Raw genomic sequence first — 24,970 nt, 5'->3', positions numbered from 1 at the left:
AACGGGGTCAACCTCGGGCGCAGGTCAGGACTTCTCGACCCGGCACTGCTTGGTCACCGTCTTCGTCGGGTCGCTCTCCGAGGTCGCGGTGAGCTTCACGAAACCGGTGTTCGCGGCGGCGGCGGTGGCACCCACCGACACGGTGACAGTGGTGGCCTTGCCGAACTGCGCGGTGGCGAGCTGGTTGGGCAGCCAGGTCCGCCAGCCCTTGCCGGCCACCTCCGCCGACAGGCGGTAGACGTCCGACTTCAGGTACGGAGTGACGTTCTCCGGGTGCTGCTGCCCGCCGGCCGAGTAGGTACCGGTGTTGGTCAGCTCGAACGAGCAGGTCACCCCGCGGTTGGTCGGCTTGCCGCCGCTGCTCACCTCACCCTTGCCCAACAGCACGCCGTGGCTGCTCGGCCCACCGGTGCCGTCCAGCGAACGCACCGCGACGGTGTAGGAGAGCGAGCCGGACGAGTCCCGCTTGAGGTCGATGATGTAGAAGTGCAGTCGGTTGGCCTCGTCGACGTACTCGTACTGGCTGCCGGTGTCCGCGCCGGCGTGGAACAGCGCGTCGGAGAGCTGCCGGTAGTCGCCCATGGTGATCTTCTGCGGGGTGCCGTCGGGCCGGTAGAAGTCGATCATGTCGATGTCCTGCGGGTTGGCGTCCACCACCCACTGGAACGGCGCGCTGTCGGCGTTCTTCGTCTTGCTCAGCAGCACGCCGCTGTCCGGGGTGAAGGAGTCCGCGCCCATCCGGTCGACGACCTCGACCGTGTAGTTGTTGAAGTTGCCACCGTCGCACAACGGGTCGGTGCTGACCCCACAGGTCGGCGACAGGTCCTTGTTCAGCGCGATGTTCACGCCGCTCAGACCCTTCGGGCCGGCGTCGACCGCCCGGGCCGTGACCTGCGCGACCACCAGGCCCGAGGAAGCCAGCGACTCCCGCGACAGCCGCAGCACGTGCTCCTCACCGAGCAGGCCGATCTTGAGCTTGTCCCGCACTGTGTGCAGCGAGCCCATCGAGCCGCCGTTGGTCGGCGGGATCTGCCAGCGGGTGTGCGGACCGCCCGGGCCGTTGAACGACCCGCGCGACATCATGCTCCAGATCCCGGTGTACGCCCTGCGCAGCGGCTCGCCGTACGGGTTGTTGTAGTTGTCGCCGATGCCCAGCAGGTGGGTCAACTCGTGGGCGTAGACGCCCATGCCGGAGCTCTCCCCCTGCGTCGAGGAACCGCCGCCGGCGTTCGGCCACAGCGTCGCCGCCGCCTTCCACGAGGTCCAGTCCACGTAGCGGGTCTTCGCCCAGTTCGGCAGGTTGGGGTCCGGCGGGCCCCAGGCGTCCGGCACGTCCTCCTTGTTCTGGAAGATCATCTGTCCGAACTCCTGCCAGGTCGACGACTCGTCCTGGCCGGCGCTGAGGATGAACACCAGCTCGTACTGGTTGGCGACCTCCTCGCCAACGGCGGCCCGCCAGGCGCCCAGCCCGTCGGTGCGGATGTTCTTGCCGCACACGTCCCCGCTCGGGCAGGCGCCCGGGTTGAAACCATTGTCCAGCCCGTACTGGTAGGACTTGGCCGGCATCTGGTAGGGCCCGAACCCGGTGAGGTCGACGCCGTAGCGGCCGTTGGAGTCCTGCATCCAGTACTCGTGCAGCGTGTGGCCCTTGTTGAGGGTGTTCGGAGTGTTCAGGAAGTCCTGGTAGAACTTCGGCACGTCCGCCCGGGGAATGTTCGTCGCGACGGACTGCGGGTTGCCGAAGACCGTCGAGCGGGCCCGCTGGGAGACCGCGAACGTCTCGTCCGGATAGTCGAGCGCCACCAGGGCGATCTTGAAGTTGCGGACCGAGCCGGACACGCTCGGGTCGGCCCAGTTCTTGCCGGGCACGGCCTTGTAGTCATTCCAGGTCATCGTGTCTGGGTTCTGCCAGGCCTGCGGGTCGAGGACCTGGAACGGCGCGGTGCCGCCGGCCGGGTTGGCCGGGGCCGCGGCGGCCTGCGCCGCGCCGGTCGCCACGAGCGTGGTCACCACGGCTGCGGCCAGCACGGCCCGCCTCAGCCGGGTGCGGTGGGGGGTAGCACGGTGCACGGAACCACCTCTCGTCGGAGGGAACGCGGCGCTGGCGTCCCGGTGGGGGTGCCGTGGAACATCTGTCAGCAGGCCGCGCAGCGAATCTAGGAGTACGGGCCGGTGCCGGTCACTGTGCAGATGTCGGCAGGTGGGCCTACGACTTCCGACACCTGAATGACCGGCGCCCACCCGCAGATCAGTCACTGCCGGCCCCGGAAGTCGGATCGGCCGCTGTCGCGAGGGCCCGCAGCACGTCACGGCGCACCCGGTCGACGGCAGACCCGGACAGCGGTCCGCGCGGTGGGCGGCACCGCCCACCGAACCGTCCGGCGCACTCCATGGCGAGCTTGACGGCCTGCACGGCTTCCGGCCGAGAGGCCCAACCGAGGATCGGGTGCAGCTCGGCGTAGAGCGGCAGCGCCCGGCCCAGGTCGCGGTCGACGCACAGCTCGTACAGGCGCACCGCCTGGCGGGGCAGCGCGTTGGGCAGGGTGGCGACCCATCCGGTGGCACCACACAGCACCAGTTCGAGCACCACGTCGTCGGCGCCGACCAGCACGTCGATGTGCGGGCAGAGATCCCGCAGGCGATGCAACCTGCGTACGTCGCCGGTGACCTCCTTAACCGCGACGATCCCGTCGATCTCGGCGACGGTCGCCAGCAGGTCCGGCGTGAGGTCCAACCCGGTGTCGTTCGGGTCGTTGTGGGCGACCACCGGCAGGCCGACCGCCGCCACCTCCCGGTAGTGGGCGACCACGTCGGCGGCGCGAGCGGCGGGTGCGTCGGGCGGCAGCGCGAGCACGCCGTGCGCGCCGACCGCGGCGGCCTGCTCCGCCCAGCGACGGGCCTGCCTGCTGCCGTAGCCACCGACGCCGGGCACCACCACGCAGCCGGGTGGTGCGGCCTGCACCGTGGCCCTCACCACGGCGGCCCGCTCGTCGTCGGAGAGGGCCCGGTACTCCCCCATCGACGCGCACGGCGCGACCCCGTTGCACCCCTCGGCGGCGAGCCAACGGACGTGTTCCTGGAGCTTGTCGAAGTCGACCGACAGGTCGGCGCGAAACGGCGTGGTGATGGCGACCAGCACGCCCTGCCAGGGCCTACCAGATCCCACTCGGCAATCCCTCCCCACCGGCGCCGCCCGTCATCCCACCCGCACCGTGCGCGGCGGCGCTGGTGCGATCCGTACCGGAACCCTAGGAACGTCTGTCGCCCCGGTCTTCGGACAGATGCCGGAACCGTCGCGATACCGGCCGTCTTTTTGTCGTGACTTCGACAGTGGACCTTGCGCGATGACCCACCCGCACCGGAGGGTAAGGACTGGCGGTCGCGCGATCCCTGTCACGCAGCGCAACCTGGGGAGTTACATGCACGGTGAGCTCCAGCGAATCGTCGACGCCGTCGCCGCCCGGGTGGGACGACCCGCCCTCATCGAGGACCGGCGACAGCGGGTGGTCGCCTACAGCGAGCACGACGGCCCGATGGACGACGTCCGCCGGACGTCGATCCTGCGCCGGCAGACGACGCCGGAGGTGATCGCCTGGTTCCGGGGCATGGGGGTGCTCACGGCGCACGCGCCGGTCCGCACCCCCGCGTGCGCCGAGCTGGACCTGCTGGCGAGGGTCTGCGTGCCGATCCGACACGACGACCTGCTGCTCGGGTTCGTCTGGTTCATCGATGACGACGGTTCGATGACCGACGCCGACATCGCCACCGCGACCGGCCCCTTCACCGACCTGTCGCTGGCCCTGTACCGGGAGAACCTGCTCGGTGAGCTCGCCGCGCAGCGGGAGACCGAGGCCACCCGCACCCTGCTGGTGGAGAGCCGGCAGGCGCGCGAGCACGCGGCGCGGGCGCTGCTGGAAGAGGGCGTGGTGGTCGCCGACGGGCTGACAGTCGCGCTCGTCGCCCAGCTCGTGCCGGCCGCCGGACGCCAGCCCGACGAGGTGGCCCGGATCGCCCTGGAACAGGCCCTGGTCACCACCCGCCGGTGGATCGGGGTGCGGGAGACGCTGCACCTGGTCTGGCACGACCACGGTGTGCTGCTGGTCTGCGGCGACCGGGTCGCCGGCCGCCCCTCACCGGAGGCCTCCGCGGGGCACCTCAGCGACGCGCTGCGCACCGCGACCCGGGGCCTGGCCTCGGTGGAGCGGACGGTCACCGGGATCGGTCAGCCGCGCGCCGGGCTGGCCAGCGCCGTGGAGTCCTATCAGGAGGCCGCGCACGCCGCCCGCGTCGGTACGCAACTGCCCGCGCTGGGCGGGGTGGTCTCCTGGGCCGGCCTGGGCATCTACCGGGTGCTGTCCCAACTGGACAGCCAGCACCTCGACGTCGCTGGCGTCCATCCCGGACTGGAGCGGCTGCTGCGCGACGACGCCCACCAGGTGTTGCTGGAGACCCTGGAGGCCTACCTCGACCTGGCGGGCAACGCGCACGCCACCGCCGAGAAGCTCCGACTGCACCGGACGACCCTCTACTACCGGTTGCAACGGGTGGAGCAGCTCGCCGGGACCGACCTCAAGGACGGCAACGAACGGCTGTGCCTGCACCTGGCCATGAAGCTCGGTCGGCTCACCGGCCATTACCGCACGTCGTGACGTCGCCGCTCGGCCCTGGCTGCCACTGTGGACGGCAGCGGCATCCGGGCGCCCGTGGGGAGGTCTTCGACGTTCCTCGTCACACGAGGCGGGTCATCCAGCCGTACGGGTCGGCGGCCCGGCCGTACTGGATGTCGAGCAGGTGGCGGCGCAGCCGCATGGTCACCGAGTCCTCCGCGCCGGCCTTAGGGGCCGTCACCTCGCCGCCCTCCCAGACCAGGCGCCCGACCGGCGTGACAACGGCGCCGGTGCCACAGGCGAACACCTCGGTGATCGCGCCGGAGGCCACACCCTCCTGCCATTCCCGGATCTCCACCGGGCGCTCCTCGACCTCCAGGCCCAGACCCTTGGCGAGGACGAGGATCGACCCCCGGGTGACGCCCTCGAGGATCGTGCCGAGTTCCGGGGTGATGATCCGGCCGTCGGCCGTGATGAAGTAGAGGTTCATGCCACCGAGCTCCTCCACGTAGCGGCCCTCGGCGGCGTCCAGGAAACAGACCTGCTCACAGCCGTGCTCGGCGGCCTCGACCATCGGCGCCAGGCTGGAGGCGTAGTTGCCGCCGCACTTCGCCTCGCCAGTGCCGCCCCGGGCCGCCCGGGTGTACTCGGTGGAGAGCCAGATGGAGACCGGCTTGACGCCACCGGAGAAGTACGCGCCGACCGGGCAGGCGATCACCATGTAGGTGATCTCCTGCGCCGGGCGGACCCCCAGGAACGGCTCGGACGCGAACATGAACGGCCGCAGGTAGACGCTGTATTCGTCCTCGTCCGGCACCCACACCTGATCGGCGCGGACCAGCCCTTCGACCGAGGCCATGAAGTCCGGCACCGGCAGTTCGGGCAGTGCCAGCCGCCGGGCGGACCGGGCGAAGCGCTCGCCGTTGGCTTGCGGTCGGAACGACCAGATCGAGCCGTCGCGGTGCCGGTACGCCTTCATCCCCTCGAAGATCTCCTGGGCGTAGTGCAGTACGGCCGCCGCCGGGTGCATGAGGATCGGACCGAAGGGGATGATCTCGGAGTCCTGCCAGCCGCCGTCCGGCCTCCACACCGCCCGTGCCATGTGGTCGGTGAAGTACCTGCCGAACCCCGGATTCGCCATGATCTCGGCTCGCCGCTGCGCGCTCGCCGGGCTCGGATTCTGGTGCAACGGGAACGACAGGCTCATCGCCGGGTCCTCTCCATGGCCGCATCCCTGGGCGCTCAGGTCACCGAGAACGATCACGCAGGGGACGATTGTCGGGTGACAGGGTGCAGAATACCGACCGTGTCGTCGCCGACAGTAGACAGACTGCGGCGACTCGGAGGGACGGTGCGGCCACCCCACCGGGTCGTTACGCCATCGACCTGGCCACCCTCCCGCGGCCGGTCGATCCCCCAACTTTCCGGGATCTGTAAACAACCCTTGATATTAAAGGTTACGAACGTCAATATGTGGAGGTCGCGGGTCGTCGAAGCCTGGGGAGCGAGCCATGAGAAGCCGTCGAATTTTCGCAGTGGTAGCCGGGGCGGCGATGACCGTCACGGCCGCCGTCGCCTTCGTCCCCAGCAGCATGGCGGCCGTGCCCTCGGCCAACGCCGTCCCGTTGGTCGCGTGCACCGCCCCCACCTGGGCCGAAGGACCCACCTACCAGTCGGGCGCCCAGGTCACCTACGGCGGCCGGCTCTACCAGGCGCTGGTCACCCACACCGCGCACCCCGGCGCCGGCTGGAACCCCGCAGCGACCCCATCGCTCTGGCGTGACCTCGGCGCGTGCTCGGGCACCACGCCTCCGCCCACCACGCCGCCACCCACGACCCCGCCCCCCACCACGCCACCACCGACCACCCCTCCCCCCACCACACCGCCGCCAACCGGTGGGACCTGCGCCGTGAAGTCGCGGCCCACCGGCAAGGTGTTGCAGGGCTACTGGGAGAACTGGGACGGGGCCTCCAACGGCGTCCACCCCGGCCTCGGCTGGATCCCGATCACCGACAGCCGGCTCACCCAGCACGGCTACAACGTGATCAACGCGGCGTTCCCGGTCATCCGCTCGGACGGCACGGTCCTCTGGGAGAACGGCATGGACGCCGGCGTGAAGGTGGCCACCCCGGCCGAGATGTGCCAGGCCAAGGCGGCCGGCGCCACCATCCTGATGTCGATCGGCGGGGCCGCCGCCGGCATCGACCTGAGCTCCGCCGCTGTCGCCGACCGGTTCGTCGCGACGATCGTGCCGATCCTGACTGCCTACCACTTCGACGGCATCGACATCGACATCGAGACCGGCCTGACCGGCAGCGGCAACATCAACACCCTGTCCACGTCGCAGGCCAACCTGATCCGGATCATCGACGGCGTGCTGGCCCGGATGCCGTCGAACTTCGGCCTGACCATGGCACCGGAGACGGCGTACGTCACCGGCGGCAGCGTGGTCTACGGCTCGATCTGGGGCTCGTACCTGCCGATCATCAAGAAGTACGTGGACAACGGCCGGCTCTGGTGGCTGAACATGCAGTACTACAACGGCAGCATGTACGGCTGCGCCGGCGACTCGTACCCGGCGGGCACCGTGCAGGGCTTCACAGTGCAGACGCAGTGCCTCAACAACGGGCTCACCATCCAGGGCACCACCATCCGGGTGCCGTACGACAAGCAGATCCCGGGCCTGCCGGCGCAGAACGGGGCGGGCGGCGGCTACATGTCCACGTCGTTGGTCACGCAGGCCTGGAACTCCGTGCCCGGCCTGAAGGGCCTGATGACCTGGTCGGCGAACTGGGACGGGTCGAAGGGCTGGACCTTCGGCGACAACGTGAAGCGCCTACAGGGCCGCTGACGGGTCCTGACGCCGGGCCCACCGCCAGCCGGTGGGCCCGGCGCTTCGCTGTCGAAAGGTCGGCACCGGAACCGTTCCACCGCCGGCACGCGCTGTTCGCACTCCGCGGGCCCCGCTTCCGGGCGCCCGTCGTGGGTCATTTCTCAGCAGTGGCTCGACTGTGCACCACCAACTCGTCGATCTCCAGCCGGCCGACGCGCAACTCCCGCACTACCGCCCGACGGATCGCGAGCCGCCCGATGACCAGCGCCCCGACGGCCACGGCCCCGACGGCCAGCGCCCCCACGGCGAGGGCACCGAGCGACGCCGCCCCAGCAGCCCTCGCGCCGGTAGCCGCCGCGCCCGTCGCCACCGCGCCGTCGGCGCGCGTCCCGGTCAACCGCATCAGGCTCACGTTTCGCTTCATCGCCCCATTGTCCGCGTACCGCCGGCTTGGTGCCGAATGTCAGCGTTGGCCCTGTCGGCGGTCCTGACTGGTGCACGACGAGCCGCCCGGGCGACGACGTGCTCAAGAGCCCCTTGCACTGAAACCGCTGCACCGGTCGGGGTGGTCTCTTAGGCTGCGTGGGCGGGACGCCCGGTTCGGCGAGTGCGTCGCGGTGGCGCCGTACGTGCTGGTCGGGGTGCTCCTCTCGGCGGCTTGGCGGTACCCACTGCCTCAGTCGGCACGGGGGCTGGCGCGACGGCGCCTGAGGCGCCGGTCTGTTCGCCGTCGGCGGCCGACCCCGGCTACCGGTGAGGAGCACCGATGACGCAGCGGCAACAGGACCGCCCGGAAATCGTCGTCGGACTGGTGGCAACCCCGCCGGATCACCCGGCTCGGGTGGCAGCGCGGCTCACGACGGAGCTGGCCAGCGGGCTCGCCGAGCGGGTTGACACGGACGTGCGGTGGATCGTCCGGGAAGGCTGGGGCGAAGTGGCGCCGCGCCGCGACGGTGGTGTTGAGGCGCTACTCGATGATCTCGCTCAGCGGCGTGCCGACGACCAGTGGGACGTCGCCATCTGCCTGACCGACCTGCCGCTGCATGCCGAGCGGGTGCCGCTGGTCGCGCAGGCCTCCGCTCGGCGTCGAGTCGCGGTGCTGTCCCTGCCCGCGCTGGGACTGCACCAGCTGCGAGCGGCCCGCGCGGCCGTTCCGGATCTGGTGAGCCGGCTGCTGACCGAGGCTTCCGACCAGCGGGTGCCGCCGGCCGGCTGGGCGCCGGCCGAGACGGCAGGCCGGGTTCCCGCCGTCCACCGGGTGGTCGGCGAGGCCGACACCGGTGAGCAACGCTACGTTGCCTCGCGGCTCATCGGCCGGTTACGGCTCTTGATCGGCATGGTTCGAGCCAACCGTCCTGGTCGTGCCCTGCTGGGCCTGTCGAAGCTGCTGGTCGGCGCGTTCGGCACGGCCGCGTTCGCGCTCACCACGGACACCATCTGGCAGATGGGCGACGCGCTCGGCGGACTCCGGCTCGCCGTGATCATGCTGCTCGGGCTAGCAGCGTTGGTGGCCTGGCTGATCGTCGCCCACGACTTGTGGGAGAAGCCGAGCCGCGAGACGCCGGCCGAGCTGGCACGGCTGTTCAACCTGGGTACGATCCTCACCCTCGCTCTGGCCACGGTGCTGTCCTACGTGGTGTTGCTCGTGGGAACGGTGCTGGTCGGGGCACTGCTGATCGACACGTCAGTGCTCGAACAGACGTTGCAGCGCCCGGTCGACGTCACCGACTATCTGACGCTCGCCTGGATCACCAGCTCGCTGGCCACCGTCGGCGGCGCGATCGGCTCCGGGCTGGAGAACGAGGACACGGTTCGGGCTGCCGCCTACGGCTATCACCCACAACCCGATGGCTGGCGGGACGAAGAGAGCGGGATGCCGGCAGAGTAGTTCGGCAGCCGGAACCGGCGATCGGCTTCGGCCAGGCGCAGTCCTTCCGAGAACCGCTGGTGGCCCCGTCGGGGCCTCGGTTCAAGGCTGATACTGACCACGGGTGCGGGGCAGCCACTGGGGATGGCGGTCGCGGAGGTAGCGAACCATTCCCTCGCGCAGGTCGCAGCGCAGATCCCAGGCGCTGGCGCCGTCGGCGGCCGAGGCCTGCACCTGGATGACCGCTGTCTGCGGGGTGGAGTCGACCATCTGGAGCACCCACTGGTCGCGATCCCACAGCGGTGAGGACTCGACCAGCCGGCGCGCTTCCTGGCGTAGGTCGTCCAGGTCCGCGGTGTGGTCGACATGGATCTGGACTTTGCCGATGACCCGAGACTCGTTCCGGGTCCAGTTCTGAAACGGCCGCTCGGTGAAGTACGTGGTCGGCAGGATGAGCATCCGCTCGTCCCAGAGCCGGATCACCACGTTGGTCAGCTTCACCTCCTCAACCCGGCCCCATTCGCCGTCGACGACCAGTACGTCGCCGACGTGCAGACCGTCGGCGAAGGCGACCTGGACACCGGCGAACGCGTTGCCGAGCGCGGTACGGGCCGACAGGCCGATCAACGCGCCGACCACCCCCGCCGACGTCAACACGGAGACGCCGAAGAGACGCACCGGCCGAAAGGTGATCAGGATCAGGCCGATCGCGATGATCGTCACCACGGCGACGGTGAGCCGCCGCACTGGGCGGATCTGCGTCCGGGCCCGCCGGACCCGCCGGCTGGCGACCGCGCTGCCCGGGAGCCGACTGAACGCGACCGCCTCGGCGACATGCAACGCCTTGATCACCAACCATGCTCCGGACAGCACCAGAGCGACCAGGACGACGTGCCGCAGATGATGCTGCCACCCGACCGGGCTCGACGGCAGCGCGTAGTACAACGCCCCAACCAGCAACAGCGTCGCTGCCGGGCGGCGGCAGGCATGCCGCAGCGGCTCCAGCAGCCACCGGTAACGACCACGGGCTACCCGGCGGACGACCAGTCCGGAGATCAGGTCCACGACCACCGCCGTCGCCAGCGCGGTCACTACGATCAACGCGGTACGCATCAGAGGCCGGTCACCGTAATCCCGACGCCAGCTTCCCCCAGCTCACTGCCCAGTCCACGTGCTCAGGGTGCCACCCCGGCCAGGGGCGGGCGGCCAACATCGACGAACAACCGCCGGCTGGCATCGATGGCTTTCCGTCGCCGCCGAGACTCCACGGACGATCCAGTCCAACCCATGGTCGGCGTAGTTTGCCGGCAGGCACCACATCGACTTAGTCTGGACGGTATGGTCCAGTTCATAGCACGGGCGGCAGCGGGGTCACGGCCACGCGGCCGCCACTCGGGGAGAGGCGCGTGGCGGTGATCACACGTGGCTTCGGTGGCCGCAGACGCGACGACACCGACCTCCCACCCGGCCAGTACCGCACTGACGACTTCCCGGTGCTGTCGGCGGGACCCACACCGCGCATCGGGCTCGACGCCTGGGAGCTCGCCGTCGTCACCGAGACCGGCGAGCGGAGCACGTGGTCATGGACGGAGTTCACCGCCCTTCCCGCCGACGAACCGACAGTGGACATCCATTGCGTCACGCACTGGTCGAAATTCGGCACGCGCTGGCGAGGCGTCTCCATAGACACCTTGCTGGCCGACGTCGAGACGGCCGCCGAGTACGTCGTCGCCCACTCCTACGGCGGCTACACCACGAACATCCCGCTTGAGGACCTTGTCGACGGCCAGGCCTGGGTGGCGTACGAGTTCGACGGTGAGCCGCTGGTTCCGGTGCACGGCGGGCCAGCTCGTCTGCTCGTTCCTCACCTGTACTTCTGGAAGAGCGCGAAATGGCTGCGCGCTCTGGAACTGCGTCTCGACGACGAGCCCGGGTTCTGGGAGACGGCCGGCTACCACAACTACGGGGACCCATGGCGCGAGCAGCGTTACCTGGCAGACTGACCTGGCTGCCGGCGACTGTCGCGGCCACCCGCGCGGAGACTGCGACGGCGCGGACCCTGGTCCTCGACGTCGACGGCTGGACACGTCACGTGCCGGGCCAGCACGTCGACGTCCGGTTGACCGCTCCCGACGGCTACACGGCGTACCGCAGCTACTCGATCTCGTCCGCCCCGGGGCCCGACCGCCTCGAGGTGACCGTCCAGACGGTGCCCGACGGTGAGGTCTCGCCGTATCTCGTCGACGTTGCGGAGCCGGGTGACCAGCTCGAGATCCGTGGGCCGCTCGGCGGTTGGTTCGTACGCCGACCCGGTGATCCGCGCCCGGCGTTGCTGATCGGCGGCGGATCCGGCGTGGCGCCCCTGATGTCGATGGTCCGTGCGGCGACGGCTCCCACCAGGCTGATCTACTCGACCCGATCCCCGTCGGATGCCCTGTTCACGGCGGAGCTTGCGACAGCAGAGGCCGCGGGCGATTCTCCTGTCGCCGTCACCCACGTCTACACCAGGGTCGCGCCCCCCGGCTGGCCGACCCCACCTCGACGACTCGACGCGGACACCCTCGCCCGCGTCACCTGGCCCGGTGCTGCCGATGTTGTCGCCTTCGTCTGCGGGCCAACCGGGTTCGTCGAGACCGTGGCCGACCTTCTCGTGGCCACCGGCCACAACCCCGGGAACATCCGCACCGAACGCTTCGGACCCAGCGGAGGATGACCACGTCGAGCACCACAGAGAATCCGAACAAGCACGGCGGAGCGAGAGTCAGGAGCGACGATGGCGAACAACGCTGAGGACATGGTCACGTTGACCAGCACCGAGCAGGACTCGGGTGGCTCGAAACTGCCGGCAACCACCCCGCCCGACGCGGAAGACATCGTCATCACCAACGACAGCGCGCACGGCATCTACGAGGCCGCCGTAGGGGGCCAGACAGCCGCAGGGCTCGTCTACAGCGAGGTGGGAAGCCGCGTCATACTGTCGGCGACGTCCGTGTTCCCCGAGTTCCGGGGCAAGGGAGTAGCGAGCAGGCTCATCGGCGGCGTCCTCGACGACCTGCGCAGGCAAGGAAAGACCGTTGCCGTGACCTGCCCGTTCGCGACAGCATTCGTCAATGCCCATCCGGAGTATGCCGACGTTCTGGACCCGGCGTTTCCTCGGTCGCACTCCGCCGAGCGGGGGCATTGAACACGCGTGGTCGCGGCTGAGGTCGGCCTTGCTGAATTGGCCGGCGTGGTGTGTTCGCTCAGCGGAGCGCGGGACCGGTCGTTCTCCTCGAATCCTTACGAGTGAACGCGGATGATCGTCTTCCCGGTGATCCGCTCGGTCGGGTTGAGAGCGGAGACGGCGTCGTCGAGGTCCGCGACGGTGCCGATGTGCGTCCGCAGTCGCCCGTCCCGTACCCGCCGGACGATTTCCCCCAGTTGGGCACGATCCGGCATCACGACGAAATCGATCGCCAGGCCGTCCGCAGGCCGCACCTCGGACGGCCCGACGACGGAGACCAGGACTCCTCCGGCGCGAATCAAGCCTGCCGAGCGCTTCCCGATGACGCCGCCGATGACGTCGAAAACGAGATCAACTCCACCGACGGCTTCGAGCGCGTCGTTCTCGAGGTCGACGAACTCCCGCGCGCCGAAGTCGAGCGCCTTCTGACGGTCGGCAGCGCGTCCGGTGCCGATGACGTAGGCGCCGAACTCACGGGCGAGCTGCGTCACCATCGAACCGACCGCGCCGGACGCGCCGTGCACGAGGACGCTCTGCCCGGTTTGAAGGCGGCCGTGCTCGAACAGTCCCTGCCAGGCGGTCAGGCCAGAGATCGGCAGGCTCGCGCCCACGGTGAAGTCGACGTCGCCGGGCAGCGGCGCGAGGTTGCGTGCCTCGACTGCCACATACTCCGCCAGGGTGCCGTCGCGGGTCCAGTCAGTGAGGCCGAACACCCGCTGTCCCACCGACAGTCCCGTCGTGCCGTACCCGAGAGCGGTGACCACTCCGGCCAGCTCGTGCCCGGGTATCGACGGCGTCCGGTCACGGCCGAGGCGATCGGTCCAGGTCGAGGGCCACGCCAACTCGGTCGGGACGTACCCCGAGGCGTGAACCTGGACGACGACGTCGTTGAGTGCCGGTTCCGGGTCAGGCCGCTCCGCCAGCCTCATCCCGGCCGTTCCCGCAGCCTCGTCCGTCACCACAATCGCCTTCATCAGACACCTCCTTGTATCCAGCCCTCGTCCGTACTGGCACGAGGAGCACGTCTCCGTTTCCCCGCATCGGCGGCGCCAAGCCTCCGGGGCCGGAGCACACCACGCTGATCGGTGGCGGTCGGACCGCGGGGATGCTGCCGGGACTGGCGGGGACGTTTGTCGGACTCGACGCCGACGGGCAGGTCGGGCAGCCCGCTGCTACCGGCTGCGCCCGTTGGACGTCCCGAAGCTAGTCGCGCCGAAACTGGTCTGTCAAGTCCACTTTCAGTTCGCCAGACTGCTGTTGAAGTTGCGCGAAGAACCAGTTCAGCCGCCTTGGCGCGCCAACGTTTCGCCATCGGCTGGAATCCGTTTTCGGACTTTGCGGTCCAGTAGAGGTGCAGGCTGTGGGAATACCATCGCCCCGGAGAGCGTCTGTACCTGCGTGCCCAGGAGCGCTGCACCTGAGGCTCCGCAGCTATGCGCCGCAAGGCCGGGAAGGGAGAGCTGTGCCTCAGCAGATCCAGTACCACAAGAACCCGGAGGCCGTTTCGGGGCTCAACCCGGAGCAGTACCACGTGACCCAGCAGGACGGCACCGAACGACCGTTCGCCAACGCCTACTGGGACAACCATGAGCCCGGCATCTACGTCGATGTCGTGTCCGGCGAGCCGCTGTTCGCATCGGTCGACAAGTACGACAGCAACTCCGGCTGGCCGAGCTTCACCAAGCCACTCGCGAAGACGAACGTCGTCGAGCGCGCAGACTCCAGTCACGGGATGATCCGGACTGAGGCCCGCTCGCTGCACGGGGACAGCCACCTCGGCCACATCTTCAACGACGGCCCCGCCGAGAAGGGTGGACTGCGCTACTGCATCAACTCCGCGTCGCTGCGGTTCATCCACCTCGACGACCTGGAGAACGCAGGGTACGGCGAATACCGCACCCTGTTCACGAGTGACACCAACACTGGCGCGACCACAGGCATGGAGACGACATGACCACCGAAAAGGCAATCCTCGCCGGCGGCTGCTTCTGGGGCATGGAGGAGTTGTTCCGCCGCGAGCCCGGCGTTGTTTCCACGCGCGTCGGCTACAGCGGCGGCGACGTCCCGAACGCCACCTACCGCAACCACGGCACACACGCGGAGTCCATCGAGGTCGTCTACGACACCGACAAGACCGACTTCCGCGCGCTGCTCGAGTTCTTCTTTCAGATCCACGACCCGTCGACGAAGAACCGCCAGGGTAACGACATCGGCGTCAGCTACCGCTCGGCGATCTTCTACACGAACGACGAGCAGAAGCGGGTTGCCGAGGACACGATCGCCGATGTCGACGCCTCGGGACTGTGGCCCGGCAAGGTCGTCACCGAGGTCACCGCGGCAGGCGACTTCTGGGAGGCCGAGCCTGAGCACCAGAACTACCTGCAGACCTACCCCGACGGATACACCTGCCACTTCCCCCGCCCCGGGTGGAAGCTTCCGAAGCGGGCGACTGCCTGACACCTCCGGCGCGCGGGCCCCGGGCCCGCGCGCCGGCCCCGGCCGAGGTGATCGGCCCGGACAAGGAGTCCGCCGGATGGGTGCGGGCTCCACCGGGGCCGCCCGGCGCGGCAGCGGTGGACACGCCCAATTAATGGACCAAATAGTCCAGGAAATCTCTCACGAGAAATGCTCTAGCCGCCTAACGCACCGTTCATTCAGCATGCTGACGCCATGTTCGCCCTTCTTCATCACGTGGCTTCAACACGGCACCTAATGGACTCCAGGGTCCCAATCCCAGTAGATTATCTGGTGCGCTGGATACACTTGACAGATGAGCGACGAGCAGGTGACTGCGCCGACGAATAGGCGGAGGATCAGTCAGCGGGGCATCGCGACCCGAGAGCGGATTCTCGAGGCGGCGAACCGGCTCATGCTCGTGCGCGGAGTGAACGCGACGACCCTTGACGACATCCGCGAGGCGAGCCAGACGAGCAAGTCTCAGCTCTACCACCACTTTGCCGACAAGCAGGAACTCGTGCGCGCCTTGGTCAACTATCGAGGCGCGCTCGTGCTTCAGCGTGAGCGCGCAGGGCTCGAACGATTGAGATCGTTCTCAGGGCTGGTCCGATGGCGTAACGCGCTGGTCCAGGCCAACTCGCTGAACAACGGCAAATACGGCTGCGGCCTCGGGTCAATGGCTCTCGAGCTGTCCGATCAAGATGAGCAGGCTCGTTCGTCCCTGTCGGAGACGTTCGCGGCATGGGAAAAACTGATCAGCGATGGTCTGCACCGGATGCGGGACAGCGGTCTTCTCCGCCAGGACACCGACCCGGAGAAGTTGGCGACGGGGTTGATGGCCGCCCTGCAGGGCGGCTACCTGCTGGCGAACGCCGCGCACGACGTCGCACCCATGGAAGTCGCTCTGGACATGGCGCTGGAACACATCAAATCGTTCCTCGTGCAGCCGGCCGGTGAGCCTGCCCGCTAATTGGGCCCATGCCCACCCTCAAGACCTAGGAATCCTGGTCAACCGTCGTCGTCCGTCCACCCCCACCGGGCGCGCGTACCAGTGCCGGCACGGTGGCCCAACTGGTCGAGCAATGCTGGGTTGAGAGCATGCACCGACTTCCCCAGCCACTGCACGGCAAAGGACTAGTTGGTCCATTTTCGGATCGGGGCCGATCGGCTCTAGTTCGGGCAGGTGTGGCCCTGGTCATCCCCTCACGGCAGTTTGAGCCACCGCTCCCCCAGGTGCGCCTGGGCGGACGCTCCTGTCAGCGAACGGTCGGTTGGACTATTCAGTCCGGTGAAGCTAATCTTCGAGGCACCCGCCACATGGGGTGACACGCCCGGCCGCAGCCGCGCTGAGACTGCGCTTCGGCCACTGCTGGTTCCGTATCCCTGGACCCCACCACTCGATCTACAGGAAGGCGCGGCTGATGGAAACCGATCATGATCATGTCGTCGCATCGGCCCGAGTTGTCCTCCCGGCCACTGAGCGCCGGCGCACGGACATGACGACCCGCGGCTTCACGTTCGTCGCCGATGAACCACACAACGGCGCACTCGGTGAAGGCCCGACGCCGACGGAGTACCTGTTGATGGCGCTCGCGTCGTGCACTGCTCAGACGCTGCGGCAGTACGTCGACTACAAGTACGACACCGCCGGCGACATCACCGTCGAGATCGACTACCACGAACCCGAGCAGGAAGGCGCGGAGCGTTACCTGCAGCGCACGATCACGCTGAGCGAGGAACCCGACCCCGACGACCTGAAGGTGATGCACGACATTGCCGAGAGGTCACCGGTGACCCTGCTGATCCAGTTCGCGTGGAGCGTGCGGACCGACTTCGTCGGGCCGCGCTGAGGACATGCCGCTCGCTGCTCGGCGATCACAGCCGCGCAGCGGGCGGTTGCCGTTGCGCCCCAAGCGCGCCTCGGAAGGTGACGTGTGACCGAATCCAAGACCGGCCGGACGACCTGGAAGCCGAACCAAGCGTCACCGCTGCGAGCATTCTTGCGAATCGAGTCCGGCAGCGCCGGCGTGCTCGTGGCCGCCATCGTCGCCGCACTGTTCTGGGCCAACATCGACCTCGGTTCCTACGAAGCCGTGTGGCGCACCCCGTTGTCAGTGCGCATCGGGCAACTCGAAGTCTCCCGCGACCTGCAGACCTGGATCAACAGCGGCCTGATGACGCTGTTCTTCCTCGTCGTCGGCCTTGAGGCGCGGCGCGAGTTCGACCTCGGCGACCTCCGCGACCGGCGACGTTTCGTGCTGCCCTGCGTGGCCGGCCTGATGGGCATGCTGATCCCAGTACTGATCTTCCTGGCGATCAACCGCGGCGGGCCGGGCGCGCACGGTTGGGGCGTGGCCATGTCGACCGACACCGCCCTCGCGTTGGGTCTGCTGGCACTGCTCGGCCGGGGTGTGCCCGACCAGGTCCGAATCTTCCTGCTCACCGTGTTCGTGGTCGACGACTTGATCGCACTCATCGTGATCGCCCTGGTCTACAGCGACGACATCACCGTGATGCCCATCGTGGTTGCCGTGGCGGCATTCGCGGTGATGTTGGCCATCCGCGCGGGCGGCGTCCGACGGGGCTGGGCGTACGTACCGGTCGCCGTCGTGATGTGGGGTGCGCTGCTGGTCAGCGGAGTCGACCCTGTGGTGGCCGGACTGGCCATCGGGTTGACCGCCATTGCCTACCCTCCCGGCCGAACTGAGCTCGAAAAGGTCAGCGGGCTGTTCCGGTCGTTCCGTGAGCAGCCGACGCCCACGCTCGCGCGTACGGCTTCGATCGGCCTGGCGAACACGCTGTCGCCCAACGACCGCCTCCAGCGCATCTACCACCCATGGTCCAGCTACGTCATCGTGCCGCTGTTCGGCCTGGCCAACGCCGGCATCAGCATCGACGGTCCGTTCCTGACCCAGGCGCTCGCGTCGCCTGTCACCTGGGGCGTGCTGCTCGGGTATGTGGTCGGCAAGCCGCTCGCCGTGATCGGCACCTCGGCCGGGCTCACCTGGCTCTCCCGCGGGCGCATCCGTCCGGCGGTGGGCTGGGCGGGCGTGCTCGGCAGCGGCACGATCGCCGGTGTCAGCTTCACCGTGTCACTGCTGGTCGCCAGCCTTGCCTTCACCGGCGACCAACTGGCCGAGGCCAAAGTCGGGGTGCTCGGTGCCGCGATCGTATCCTCGGCACTGACCTGGATCACGTTCCGCGTCACCAACGCGTTGCCCCAGGACAAACGCATCCCGGCGCTCTTCGGCGACATGACGGAACTGATCGATCTCACCCCGGCGGTGGACGAGAAGCAGGACCACGTTCGTGGCCCAGCCGGCGCGTCGGTAACGCTGGTGCAGTACGGCGACTTCCAGTGCCCGTACTGCGGGACTGCCGAACCGGTCGTCCGACAACTGCTGGGCGACGCCGACCTGCGTTTCGTGTGGCGTCACCTGCCCCTGTCAGACGTGCATCCGCAAGCCCGACTGGCAGCAGAGGCCGCCGAGGCAGCCGCCGCCCAGGGCAAGTTCTGGCAGATGCATGACCTGTTGCTCGGCCACCAGGACGAGTTGGACAGCACTGCTCTGATCAGGTATGCCGGCGACCTCGGCCTGGATCAGAGACGGTTCAGCGACGATCTGGCAAGCCAGGCGCACGCCGACCGCATCGACAGCGACATCGACTCCGCCGACCACAGCGGAGTGTCCGGCACCCCGACGTTCTTCATCAACGGCCGCCGCCACTACGGCGCCTACGACATCACGGCCTTGACCGCGGCCATTCGTATGGCTCGGGCCCGCGCCCGCCTCGGCCGCGACGCGGAGCCGACCCGCACGTGAGGCGTGGCACCGCGAGGCGCGCGCACCACGGAAGCAGAGGTACGACCCAGACCGTGCGACGGGTCTGCCGCACCGATGTGGACGTCCCCACCACTGGTGCTGTCGTTGTCACCTGTAGGAGGTCACCTCTTGGATACCAAAATTCAGAACGTCCGACTGAACGTCACAAACGAACACCTCACGGCGCTGGCAAATGCCGGGGCCGCAGCCTTCGGCCATACCGCCACACTCCAGGTGGACCGCGCCCTGGCCCAGCTTCTCCGGCTGCGCGTCGCGCAGATCAACAATTGCAGCTACTGCCTTCTGGTGCACCACGCCGCCGCCCGCGCCGCCGACATCCCGCCGGCCAAGGTCGAGACCCTCACCGCGTGGTGGGAGACGCACCTGTTCACCGAAGAGGAGCAGGCCGCGCTGGCCTATGCCGAGACGTTGACCCGGGCCGCCGACGCCACCATCAACACCCGGTTCCAGGAGGCACACGACAGGATGACTGCGCACTTCACTGACGACGAGATCCTGGAGATCGCGGCCGTTGTCATCAACATGAACATCTGGACGCGACTCAAGCTCGCCGAGGGTGCCATGCCCACGACGGCGCCTCCCGGGTGAGGTGATACCAGCGCTGTGATGGGCGAGGCTGCGCACCTCCGGAGGGGCGGTGGACGATTCCCGCCGCCCCCTCCGGGGCGAGATCACTTCCCGTACACCTCGAATTCGTAGAGCGAGAACCCGTACGAGGTGGCTCGCCTGACCCCGTACACCCGCACGTAGCGGGCGGTGACCGGCGCGAAGGTGGCGTTGTCGACGCCGCCGTTGCCGGTCGTGGTGGCGAACACCGGCGTCCAGGAGTTGCCGTCGCCGGAGACCTCGATCCGGTACGAGGTGCCGTACGCGGCTTCCCAGCGCAGTACCGCCCGGCTCACCGTGCGGGCCGCGCCGAGGTCGACCCGGAGCCACTGGTTGTCGTTGTAGCTGCTCGCCCACCGGCTGCCGAGGCTGCCGTCGATCGCCTTGTCCGGCGTGTGGCCGGTCAGGAACTGGGTGCTCGACGCGGTGGCCTGACGGCCCTGCGCCAGGTTGGTGACGTCGTCGCCCCGCCGCGCCGGGAACGAGACGACCTGCTGGTAGGTCGGGCGGTTCTGCCAGGCGATCACCGGGTGGGTGATGCCGCCGAGCCCGGACTGGGCGATCGAGTCGGCACACCACTGGTCGCCGGCCCCGCACGACTTGTCTCCGGGGTAGACAGTGGTGGCCGGCACCACGGCGGCTTGGCCGAGCGCGGCGAGCAGGGCCTCACGGCATGCACCGAGGTTGCCGTTGCCGCAGTACGCGCGGCCCAGCCCACCGGCCACCGGATCGCCGAGGACTGTGCGCAGGTCCTTGTCGACGTAGCCCCACCAGCCGTACTGGAACGACGAGCCCTTGTGCGCCTGGCCCTGCAACGCCCAGCTCGCGGCGCCGTCGCGTCCGCCGTTCTGGCCGCCGGACGGCGCCTCGTTCACCTCGATGGCGTCGACCAGCGCGGCGTAGAGGTCCGGCCCGAGGCCGGGGCGGAACTGCGCCGAGGCCAGCAGCGGCCACCAGGCGTCGAAGATCCGGATGGCGTCGGCGTGCTGGTAGACCTTCGAGCCGGGGGACGTCTCCACCCGACGGGTCCCGGCCTGCTGCCAGGCGCGCAGCTTGCCCACCGCGTCGGCCAGCGCCGGATCGGTGACCGGCGTGCTGTCCAGCACCCGCAGCAGGTCGCCGAGGACCTGCTGGCCGCGCAGGTCGGTCACCGCCGCATCCGCCATGATCTTGACGACGTCGGCGCGGCCGAGCTTGCGCTGGGCGATCGCCGCGCGCACCGGGCCGTCGAGTAGCTGAGCCCGGTGTACGGACCCGAAGCTGAAGTTGCCGTCCGCGGCCCCGAAGTCCCGCGCCTGCTTGTTGTTCCAGCTGACGTAGTAGTCCTGGTTGACCGACTGTGGATGCGCCGACGCCGGGGTGTAGGTGGCGTCGTTGGTGTCCGGGTTCCAGCCGGCCCACTCGTACGCCGGTTCGGCCTTCGTGGGCAGGTTCGGGTCGGCGGTGGCCGGACGGACCGGGTTCGAGCCGGAGTTGAAGTACGCCGCCTCGGTCGAGTTGACGTAGAACCAGTTGAACGCGTACCCGACGGTGGCCGCGGACGCCTGGAAGGCCGCTGCGCTGCCCATCGCCGCCGGGTCGTTGTAGGCCTGGAAGCCGATCGCCGAGTCAGCCTCGTGCCGGTAGGTCGACCGCAGTTTGGTGAACGCGGTCGGCTGCCCGTTCACCAGCCCTCGGTAGGACACCAGCCCGTACTTCGTGCGCAGCGCGCGCAGCGTGTACGAGCCGGCCGGGGTGGAGTCGGCGAGCGTCGGGGACCAGGAGTTGCGCTGCTCCAGCGCTTCCATGGCGAGGCACTGCCCGTGGTAGAGGTAGCTGTTGGTGCGCAGCGTGGGGGCGCTGCCGTCGGTGGTGCACAGCGGCACCGCGTACGTGTCGGTGAGGTCCTGGGAGGCGGAGGTCGCGCTCCACGCGTAGTCCTGGCCCCGGCCGAGCAGCACGTAGAGGTTGAGCCCGGCGAACGCGGCGCCGCGCGCGCTGATTCCCGGCCCCTGCAACTCCTGGAGCATCAGCAACTGCGGGGCGAAGTAGCCGGTCTGCGGCCCGAACACGGCAACCGGGTTGCCGGTGGTGGTGTGCCGCCCGGAGACCACTACCGCGTTGGACATGCCGTGCGCGCGCAGATTGGACAGGCCGCCGAGCAGCTCCTTCGTGGCGGTGCTGGCGCCGGTGCGGGCGGCGGCCCCGCCGGTGGCGTCGTAGGCGAGCGGTTCGGCGACCACCGAGCCGGCGTCGGGGAGCACCGCGCTCGTCGCGCCGGGCGGCGTCGCCCCGTACGGGAAGCTCTGCCCGTCGTGCAGTGTGAGCACGGTCTCCGGGTCGTTCTGCGAGCGGAACGCCGCCCACACCCGGTCGCCCTCGGTGGCCCCGTATTTGGCGCGGGCGGCCACCCGGACCAGCGCGGACTGGATCTCGCTTCCGCCGCCCCCGCCGAAGAGCCCGCCGACGACTCCGGCGGTGGCGATGAGGTCGGTCATGGTGAAGTGCTTCGGCTTGCCGGCGCCCGCGAGCACGTACTCGCCGGGGTAGTTGTCCTCGGCGATCGACTTGTCGATGTAGGCGTTGATGCCGGCGATGTAGTCGACCACGTCGGTGTAGAGCTGCTGGCCCCGGGCGCCCTTGGTACGCAGCGCGTCCACCTGGGCCTGGAGGTCCGCCTCGGTGTAGGGCGAGTTGGCCCAGACGCTCTGCTCCAGTTCCCGGTTGCCCGGCGCGCCGCCGGCGAACGAGGTGACGCTGCCGCGACCGACGTGTCGCAGCAGGTCCATCACCCAGAGCCGGTCCTGGGCCCCGGCGAAGCCGGCGCCGAACATGGTGCCGGCGCGGGTGGTGCCGGTGATGTGCGGGACGCCGGTGGCCTTGTCCCGCACGATGGTGACGTCCGATCGCGGCGAGACGGTGCTCTCGACCTGCGCGGCCGGCACCCCGAACGACGCGTCGTTGTAGAAGTGGGCGATCTGCTCGTCGGTCAGCCCGGCGTAGTTGTAGACCAGGTTCGCGTACTCGTCGAGCTGGTCGCTGGAGTGCGCCGGGCGGGTGCCGAGCGCCTGGTGCGCCAGGATGGCGACGAGCGTGGCGTTGCCGTTCTGCCCGGGGGGCAGGATGTCGGCGCACTGGCCGAGGCAGTAGTCGTTGGCGGCGAATGTCGTCGCGGCCAGCGCCGGTGACGGCGGGGTCACCGTCAGGACGCTCGCGGTCAGGACGGCGGCGGTGAACGCCGCGAGCCGGGTACGGGAAGCGGGACGGGGCATGGCGATCCTCCGGGGACGCGGAGTCGGGCCGTTCGGTCACGCCCGGCTTCCGGTGCCGACGTCTCGCCCTCCGCGCCCGGGCGCTCCACCAGGAGGTGAGAGTGACTCGCATCTATCTTCGGGCAATGATCGACGCAGGACCCCCGCCCGGGATACCCGTCGTTCACCACGCGCCAATGCCGACGTTTCGCCGCCTTTCGCCAGCGACAGGGTCACCCCGTGGTTCCCGACGCGACAGCGGTCCGATGCAGCCAGCGTCGCCGACGGCGGATCAGCCGCGACGCCGCCTCAGACTGACCGCTGCGCGGTGTCGCCGCTGCGGAGGCGGTCCAACTCGGCGAGGTACATCGCCTGCATGCGGTCGTAGTGCCGGGCCAGCAGCATGACCTCCTCGACGCTGTAGCCCTCGATGAGCCGTTCCGCCCGCTCGGCGAACCGCTCGTACGGTCGCTCCAGATCGGCGACCCGCTCCGGCCGCAGGGCGACGATCACCCGCCGCCGGTCCGCCGGATCGCGCTCGGCCGTCACGTAGCCCGCCTGCTGGAGCCGGCGGAGCATGCTGGTCACCGCCCCGGTGGTGAGGTTGGTCCGCTCGGCGACCTGCCCTGCGGTGGCGGGTCCGACGTCCGCCAGGTAGTCCAGGCATTCCAGATCGCTCACGGCGAGGCCCAGCCGCTCCGCGATGGCGTACCGGAACACCATGGACAGCCGCGACATCTCCCGCCCGGCGCGCATGAGGTCGGCGATCGCGGACGCACGGGCCGGCTCGTGGGACATGCCCGCAATCATGCCTCCGGCACTGTGACCCTGTGCAGCCGAGGCAGCACGCGGGTCAGCACCCAGTGGGGTGCGGCCGCTCCCCCGGTGAGGCGGCGCATCAGCCTGTCGGCGGTGTCGACGGCCCGGAAGGCGTAGGACACCATCTCGTCCTGGTAGTTGGCGATCGCCTCCTCCACCGGCGCGCCGGTGGCCCGGGCCTCGACCAGCTTGTGGCCGAGCAGGGCGGCGTCACGCAGCGCGGTGTTGCCGCCGTGCGCGCCGAACGGCGGCATGACGTGCACGGCGTCGCCCATCATCGTCGCCCGGGGCACCGCCCACCGGCGCGGGCGCTGGCCGGTGGCGAAGAGGTTGAGCACAGTGGCGTCCAGTTCGGCCGTGCCGACCAGCCGCCGGACGACCGGGTGGAAGTCCATGCTCATCCCGGAGGCCAGTCTCCACAGCGCCAGCAGGTCGCCCCGGATGCCGATGGGCACCTCCTCCTGTCGGAGCAGCAGCCCCCACATGACGTAGTCGTCGCCGGTGGGCGCATAGCTGCCCGGGGCAAGGCGCGCGAACGCCTCCGGTGGGCTCTCGCCGAACCGCATGGAGGTGAAGAAGAAGGCGCGGCCCGGCCGGTCGGCGATGGCCAGGACCCCGCTGGTACGCAGCGCGTCCGGGATGATGCTCTCGCCGTTGCGTCGCAGCGGCGACCGGCCGTAGATGCCCGCCATCGTGGTCTTCGTCGGGTCCGCGTCCGGCATGATCTGCGCGCGCAGCGCCGATCCGACGCCGTCCGCGCCCACGACGACGCTTGCCGCGGCGGCCCCGCCGTCGGAGAACAGCAGCCGCGGCCGTGTCGGGTCGCCGCCGTCCACGGCGACGGCGTCCTTGCCGTAGTGGATGCGCCCGTGAAGCCCGGACTGCAGGATCGACCGCAGGGTCAGCCGGTCGACCTGGCGGGTCGCGTGCGGCTCGTCCTTGAAGGTGATGGTGAATGCGTCCCGCAGCCGGCTGTCGGTGAAGCGTAGGTGCCCCCCGGGCTCGTCCCCGGTGGCCAGCGCCAGGTTGTGGAGCGAGCGCGGCAGGCTCTCGCGCAGCGCCTCCAGGCCGTACCGGTCGAGAATGATCCGGTAGCCCTGCCGCCGGACGAAGGGGCCCGGGTCCCGCTCGTAGACGTGCACGTCGATGCCGGCGCGCATCAGGTACTGGGCGAGACAGAGGCCGGAAAGGCCAGCGCCAGCGATCGCCACCGAGAAGTCCGTCGATATGCTCACAGGATTATCTTAATGACTAAGGTGATTTGGGCAAGGCCCACAGAATCCGATCCCGGGAGGATGCCGATGTTCTCTTTGAGCGTCGCGAAGGCTGACAGCGCCGCCGCCTCCGGAGGTGACCTTGGCGAGCCGCCTGTCGGGTGTCGTTTTACGGCGAATCTCCCCGGACCGGTCTCGCTCGTGGGGAGGATGAGTGGTATTCGCGCGGGGACGCGGTGAGCGGGGGTCGGTCGTGAACGACGGATTG

General features: G+C 69.4%; 21 protein-coding genes. 12 read left to right on the top strand and 9 right to left on the bottom strand.

Going from position 1 to position 24,970, the window contains the following annotated elements:
* Positions 1 to 24 precede the first annotated feature (24 nt).
* A complete protein-coding gene (locus AB0B98_RS09040; RefSeq protein ID WP_357361648.1) occupies positions 25 to 2,070 on the bottom strand; it encodes a M6 family metalloprotease domain-containing protein in 2,046 nt (681 codons plus the stop codon).
* A 178-nt stretch (positions 2,071 to 2,248) separates the two neighbouring features.
* Positions 2,249 to 3,166 carry a dihydrodipicolinate synthase family protein gene (locus AB0B98_RS09035; RefSeq protein WP_357361647.1) on the bottom strand — a complete coding sequence of 306 codons (918 nt, stop codon included), beginning with the start codon at positions 3,164 to 3,166 and terminating at the stop codon, positions 2,249 to 2,251.
* Positions 3,167 to 3,419: 253 nt separating this feature from the next.
* On the opposite strand from AB0B98_RS09035, the gene AB0B98_RS09030 reads away from it, so the two are divergent.
* Entirely contained in the window at positions 3,420 to 4,649 is a 1,230-nt protein-coding gene (locus tag AB0B98_RS09030; protein WP_357361646.1) for a helix-turn-helix domain-containing protein, read from the top strand.
* Between the two features lie 79 nt (positions 4,650 to 4,728).
* On the opposite strand, the gene AB0B98_RS09025 is transcribed toward AB0B98_RS09030, so the two are convergent.
* A complete protein-coding gene (locus tag AB0B98_RS09025) occupies positions 4,729 to 5,814 on the bottom strand; it encodes a branched-chain amino acid aminotransferase (protein ID WP_357361645.1) in 1,086 nt (361 codons plus the stop codon).
* A gap of 304 nt (positions 5,815 to 6,118) precedes the next feature.
* Between AB0B98_RS09025 and AB0B98_RS09020 the strand changes: the two genes are divergently transcribed.
* Positions 6,119 to 7,459, top strand: coding sequence for a glycosyl hydrolase family 18 protein (locus AB0B98_RS09020; RefSeq protein WP_357361644.1), 1,341 nt, complete (start codon positions 6,119 to 6,121; stop codon positions 7,457 to 7,459).
* Between the two features lie 136 nt (positions 7,460 to 7,595).
* On the opposite strand, the gene AB0B98_RS09015 is transcribed toward AB0B98_RS09020, so the two are convergent.
* A complete protein-coding gene (locus AB0B98_RS09015; RefSeq protein ID WP_238668016.1) occupies positions 7,596 to 7,865 on the bottom strand; it encodes a hypothetical protein in 270 nt (89 codons plus the stop codon).
* A 342-nt stretch (positions 7,866 to 8,207) separates the two neighbouring features.
* Here AB0B98_RS09015 and AB0B98_RS09010 point away from each other — a divergent pair, with 342 nt between their 5' ends.
* Entirely contained in the window at positions 8,208 to 9,329 is a 1,122-nt protein-coding gene (locus tag AB0B98_RS09010; protein ID WP_357361643.1) for a hypothetical protein, read from the top strand.
* Positions 9,330 to 9,410: 81 nt separating this feature from the next.
* Here the strand turns inward: AB0B98_RS09010 and AB0B98_RS09005 are convergent, their stop codons facing one another.
* A complete protein-coding gene (locus tag AB0B98_RS09005) occupies positions 9,411 to 10,421 on the bottom strand; it encodes a mechanosensitive ion channel domain-containing protein (RefSeq protein ID WP_357361642.1) in 1,011 nt (336 codons plus the stop codon).
* 293 nt (positions 10,422 to 10,714) lie between these two features.
* Between AB0B98_RS09005 and AB0B98_RS09000 the strand changes: the two genes are divergently transcribed.
* Genes AB0B98_RS09000 through AB0B98_RS08990 form a run of 3 tightly spaced genes read left to right on the top strand, consistent with a single transcriptional unit; the run spans position 10,715 to position 12,492 of the window.
* On the top strand, positions 10,715 to 11,311 hold the full coding sequence (locus AB0B98_RS09000) for a molybdopterin-dependent oxidoreductase (RefSeq protein ID WP_357289864.1): 597 nt from the start codon (positions 10,715 to 10,717) through the stop codon (positions 11,309 to 11,311).
* Complete coding sequence (locus tag AB0B98_RS08995) at positions 11,281 to 12,021, top strand: FAD-binding oxidoreductase (RefSeq protein WP_357361641.1); 741 nt, start codon at positions 11,281 to 11,283, stop codon at positions 12,019 to 12,021. The genes AB0B98_RS09000 and AB0B98_RS08995 overlap by 31 nt, the downstream gene beginning before the upstream one ends.
* A gap of 60 nt (positions 12,022 to 12,081) precedes the next feature.
* Positions 12,082 to 12,492: a GNAT family N-acetyltransferase gene (locus AB0B98_RS08990; RefSeq protein ID WP_357361640.1), complete on the top strand. Its 411-nt coding sequence runs from the start codon at positions 12,082 to 12,084 to the stop codon at positions 12,490 to 12,492.
* A gap of 95 nt (positions 12,493 to 12,587) precedes the next feature.
* On the opposite strand, the gene AB0B98_RS08985 is transcribed toward AB0B98_RS08990, so the two are convergent.
* Positions 12,588 to 13,460 carry an NADP-dependent oxidoreductase gene (locus AB0B98_RS08985; protein ID WP_357361685.1) on the bottom strand — a complete coding sequence of 291 codons (873 nt, stop codon included), beginning with the start codon at positions 13,458 to 13,460 and terminating at the stop codon, positions 12,588 to 12,590.
* A 545-nt stretch (positions 13,461 to 14,005) separates the two neighbouring features.
* Here AB0B98_RS08985 and msrB point away from each other — a divergent pair.
* The 6 genes from msrB (at position 14,006) to AB0B98_RS08955 (ending at position 19,421) form a co-directional block, all read left to right on the top strand.
* Positions 14,006 to 14,485 (top strand): peptide-methionine (R)-S-oxide reductase MsrB, encoded by a 480-nt coding sequence (msrB, locus tag AB0B98_RS08980; protein WP_357361684.1) that lies wholly within the window; start codon positions 14,006 to 14,008, stop codon positions 14,483 to 14,485.
* Positions 14,482 to 14,988: a peptide-methionine (S)-S-oxide reductase MsrA gene (gene msrA / locus AB0B98_RS08975; RefSeq protein ID WP_238668024.1), complete on the top strand. Its 507-nt coding sequence runs from the start codon at positions 14,482 to 14,484 to the stop codon at positions 14,986 to 14,988. The genes msrB and msrA overlap by 4 nt, the downstream gene beginning before the upstream one ends.
* A gap of 313 nt (positions 14,989 to 15,301) precedes the next feature.
* Entirely contained in the window at positions 15,302 to 15,958 is a 657-nt protein-coding gene (locus AB0B98_RS08970) for a TetR/AcrR family transcriptional regulator (RefSeq protein ID WP_357361639.1), read from the top strand.
* A 451-nt stretch (positions 15,959 to 16,409) separates the two neighbouring features.
* Positions 16,410 to 16,838, top strand: a complete 429-nt coding sequence (locus AB0B98_RS08965) for an OsmC family protein (RefSeq protein ID WP_357361638.1) — start codon at positions 16,410 to 16,412, stop codon at positions 16,836 to 16,838.
* A gap of 150 nt (positions 16,839 to 16,988) precedes the next feature.
* Positions 16,989 to 18,812 (top strand): Na+/H+ antiporter NhaA, encoded by a 1,824-nt coding sequence (gene nhaA / locus AB0B98_RS08960; RefSeq protein WP_357361637.1) that lies wholly within the window; start codon positions 16,989 to 16,991, stop codon positions 18,810 to 18,812.
* Between the two features lie 129 nt (positions 18,813 to 18,941).
* Positions 18,942 to 19,421, top strand: coding sequence for a carboxymuconolactone decarboxylase family protein (locus AB0B98_RS08955; RefSeq protein ID WP_357361636.1), 480 nt, complete (start codon positions 18,942 to 18,944; stop codon positions 19,419 to 19,421).
* Between the two features lie 83 nt (positions 19,422 to 19,504).
* On the opposite strand, the gene AB0B98_RS08950 is transcribed toward AB0B98_RS08955, so the two are convergent.
* The 3 genes from AB0B98_RS08950 to AB0B98_RS08940 form a co-directional block, all read right to left on the bottom strand.
* Positions 19,505 to 22,690, bottom strand: a complete 3,186-nt coding sequence (locus tag AB0B98_RS08950; RefSeq protein ID WP_357361635.1) for a penicillin acylase family protein — start codon at positions 22,688 to 22,690, stop codon at positions 19,505 to 19,507.
* A 288-nt stretch (positions 22,691 to 22,978) separates the two neighbouring features.
* Positions 22,979 to 23,467: a MarR family transcriptional regulator gene (locus AB0B98_RS08945; RefSeq protein ID WP_357361634.1), complete on the bottom strand. Its 489-nt coding sequence runs from the start codon at positions 23,465 to 23,467 to the stop codon at positions 22,979 to 22,981.
* Between the two features lie 8 nt (positions 23,468 to 23,475).
* Complete coding sequence (locus AB0B98_RS08940; protein ID WP_238668031.1) at positions 23,476 to 24,723, bottom strand: NAD(P)/FAD-dependent oxidoreductase; 1,248 nt, start codon at positions 24,721 to 24,723, stop codon at positions 23,476 to 23,478.
* Positions 24,724 to 24,970: the final 247 nt, after the last annotated feature.

The sequence above is a fragment of the Micromonospora sp. NPDC048947 genome (assembly GCF_040649495.1).
Taxonomy (GTDB): domain Bacteria; phylum Actinomycetota; class Actinomycetes; order Mycobacteriales; family Micromonosporaceae; genus Micromonospora; species Micromonospora alfalfae.
This window is presented reverse-complemented; position numbering and strand designations above follow the sequence as displayed.

What these genes read in the sequence shown, in the direction of transcription:
- AB0B98_RS09025 (WP_357361645.1), bottom strand. Translation starts at nt 5,814, where the DNA reads ATGAGCCTGTCGTTCCCGTTGCACCAGAATCCGAGCCCGGCGAGCGCG.
- AB0B98_RS08970 (WP_357361639.1), top strand. Translation starts at nt 15,302, where the DNA reads ATGAGCGACGAGCAGGTGACTGCGCCGACGAATAGGCGGAGGATCAGT.
- AB0B98_RS09030 (WP_357361646.1), top strand. Translation starts at nt 3,420, where the DNA reads ATGCACGGTGAGCTCCAGCGAATCGTCGACGCCGTCGCCGCCCGGGTG.
- msrA (WP_238668024.1), top strand. Translation starts at nt 14,482, where the DNA reads ATGACCACCGAAAAGGCAATCCTCGCCGGCGGCTGCTTCTGGGGCATG.
- AB0B98_RS09010 (WP_357361643.1), top strand. Translation starts at nt 8,208, where the DNA reads ATGACGCAGCGGCAACAGGACCGCCCGGAAATCGTCGTCGGACTGGTG.
- AB0B98_RS08965 (WP_357361638.1), top strand. Translation starts at nt 16,410, where the DNA reads ATGGAAACCGATCATGATCATGTCGTCGCATCGGCCCGAGTTGTCCTC.
- AB0B98_RS08990 (WP_357361640.1), top strand. Translation starts at nt 12,082, where the DNA reads ATGGCGAACAACGCTGAGGACATGGTCACGTTGACCAGCACCGAGCAG.
- AB0B98_RS08950 (WP_357361635.1), bottom strand. Translation starts at nt 22,690, where the DNA reads ATGCCCCGTCCCGCTTCCCGTACCCGGCTCGCGGCGTTCACCGCCGCC.
- AB0B98_RS08985 (WP_357361685.1), bottom strand. Translation starts at nt 13,460, where the DNA reads ATGAGGCTGGCGGAGCGGCCTGACCCGGAACCGGCACTCAACGACGTC.
- AB0B98_RS09015 (WP_238668016.1), bottom strand. Translation starts at nt 7,865, where the DNA reads ATGAAGCGAAACGTGAGCCTGATGCGGTTGACCGGGACGCGCGCCGAC.
- AB0B98_RS09020 (WP_357361644.1), top strand. Translation starts at nt 6,119, where the DNA reads ATGAGAAGCCGTCGAATTTTCGCAGTGGTAGCCGGGGCGGCGATGACC.
- AB0B98_RS09005 (WP_357361642.1), bottom strand. Translation starts at nt 10,421, where the DNA reads ATGCGTACCGCGTTGATCGTAGTGACCGCGCTGGCGACGGCGGTGGTC.
- AB0B98_RS08945 (WP_357361634.1), bottom strand. Translation starts at nt 23,467, where the DNA reads ATGTCCCACGAGCCGGCCCGTGCGTCCGCGATCGCCGACCTCATGCGC.
- AB0B98_RS08995 (WP_357361641.1), top strand. Translation starts at nt 11,281, where the DNA reads ATGGCGCGAGCAGCGTTACCTGGCAGACTGACCTGGCTGCCGGCGACT.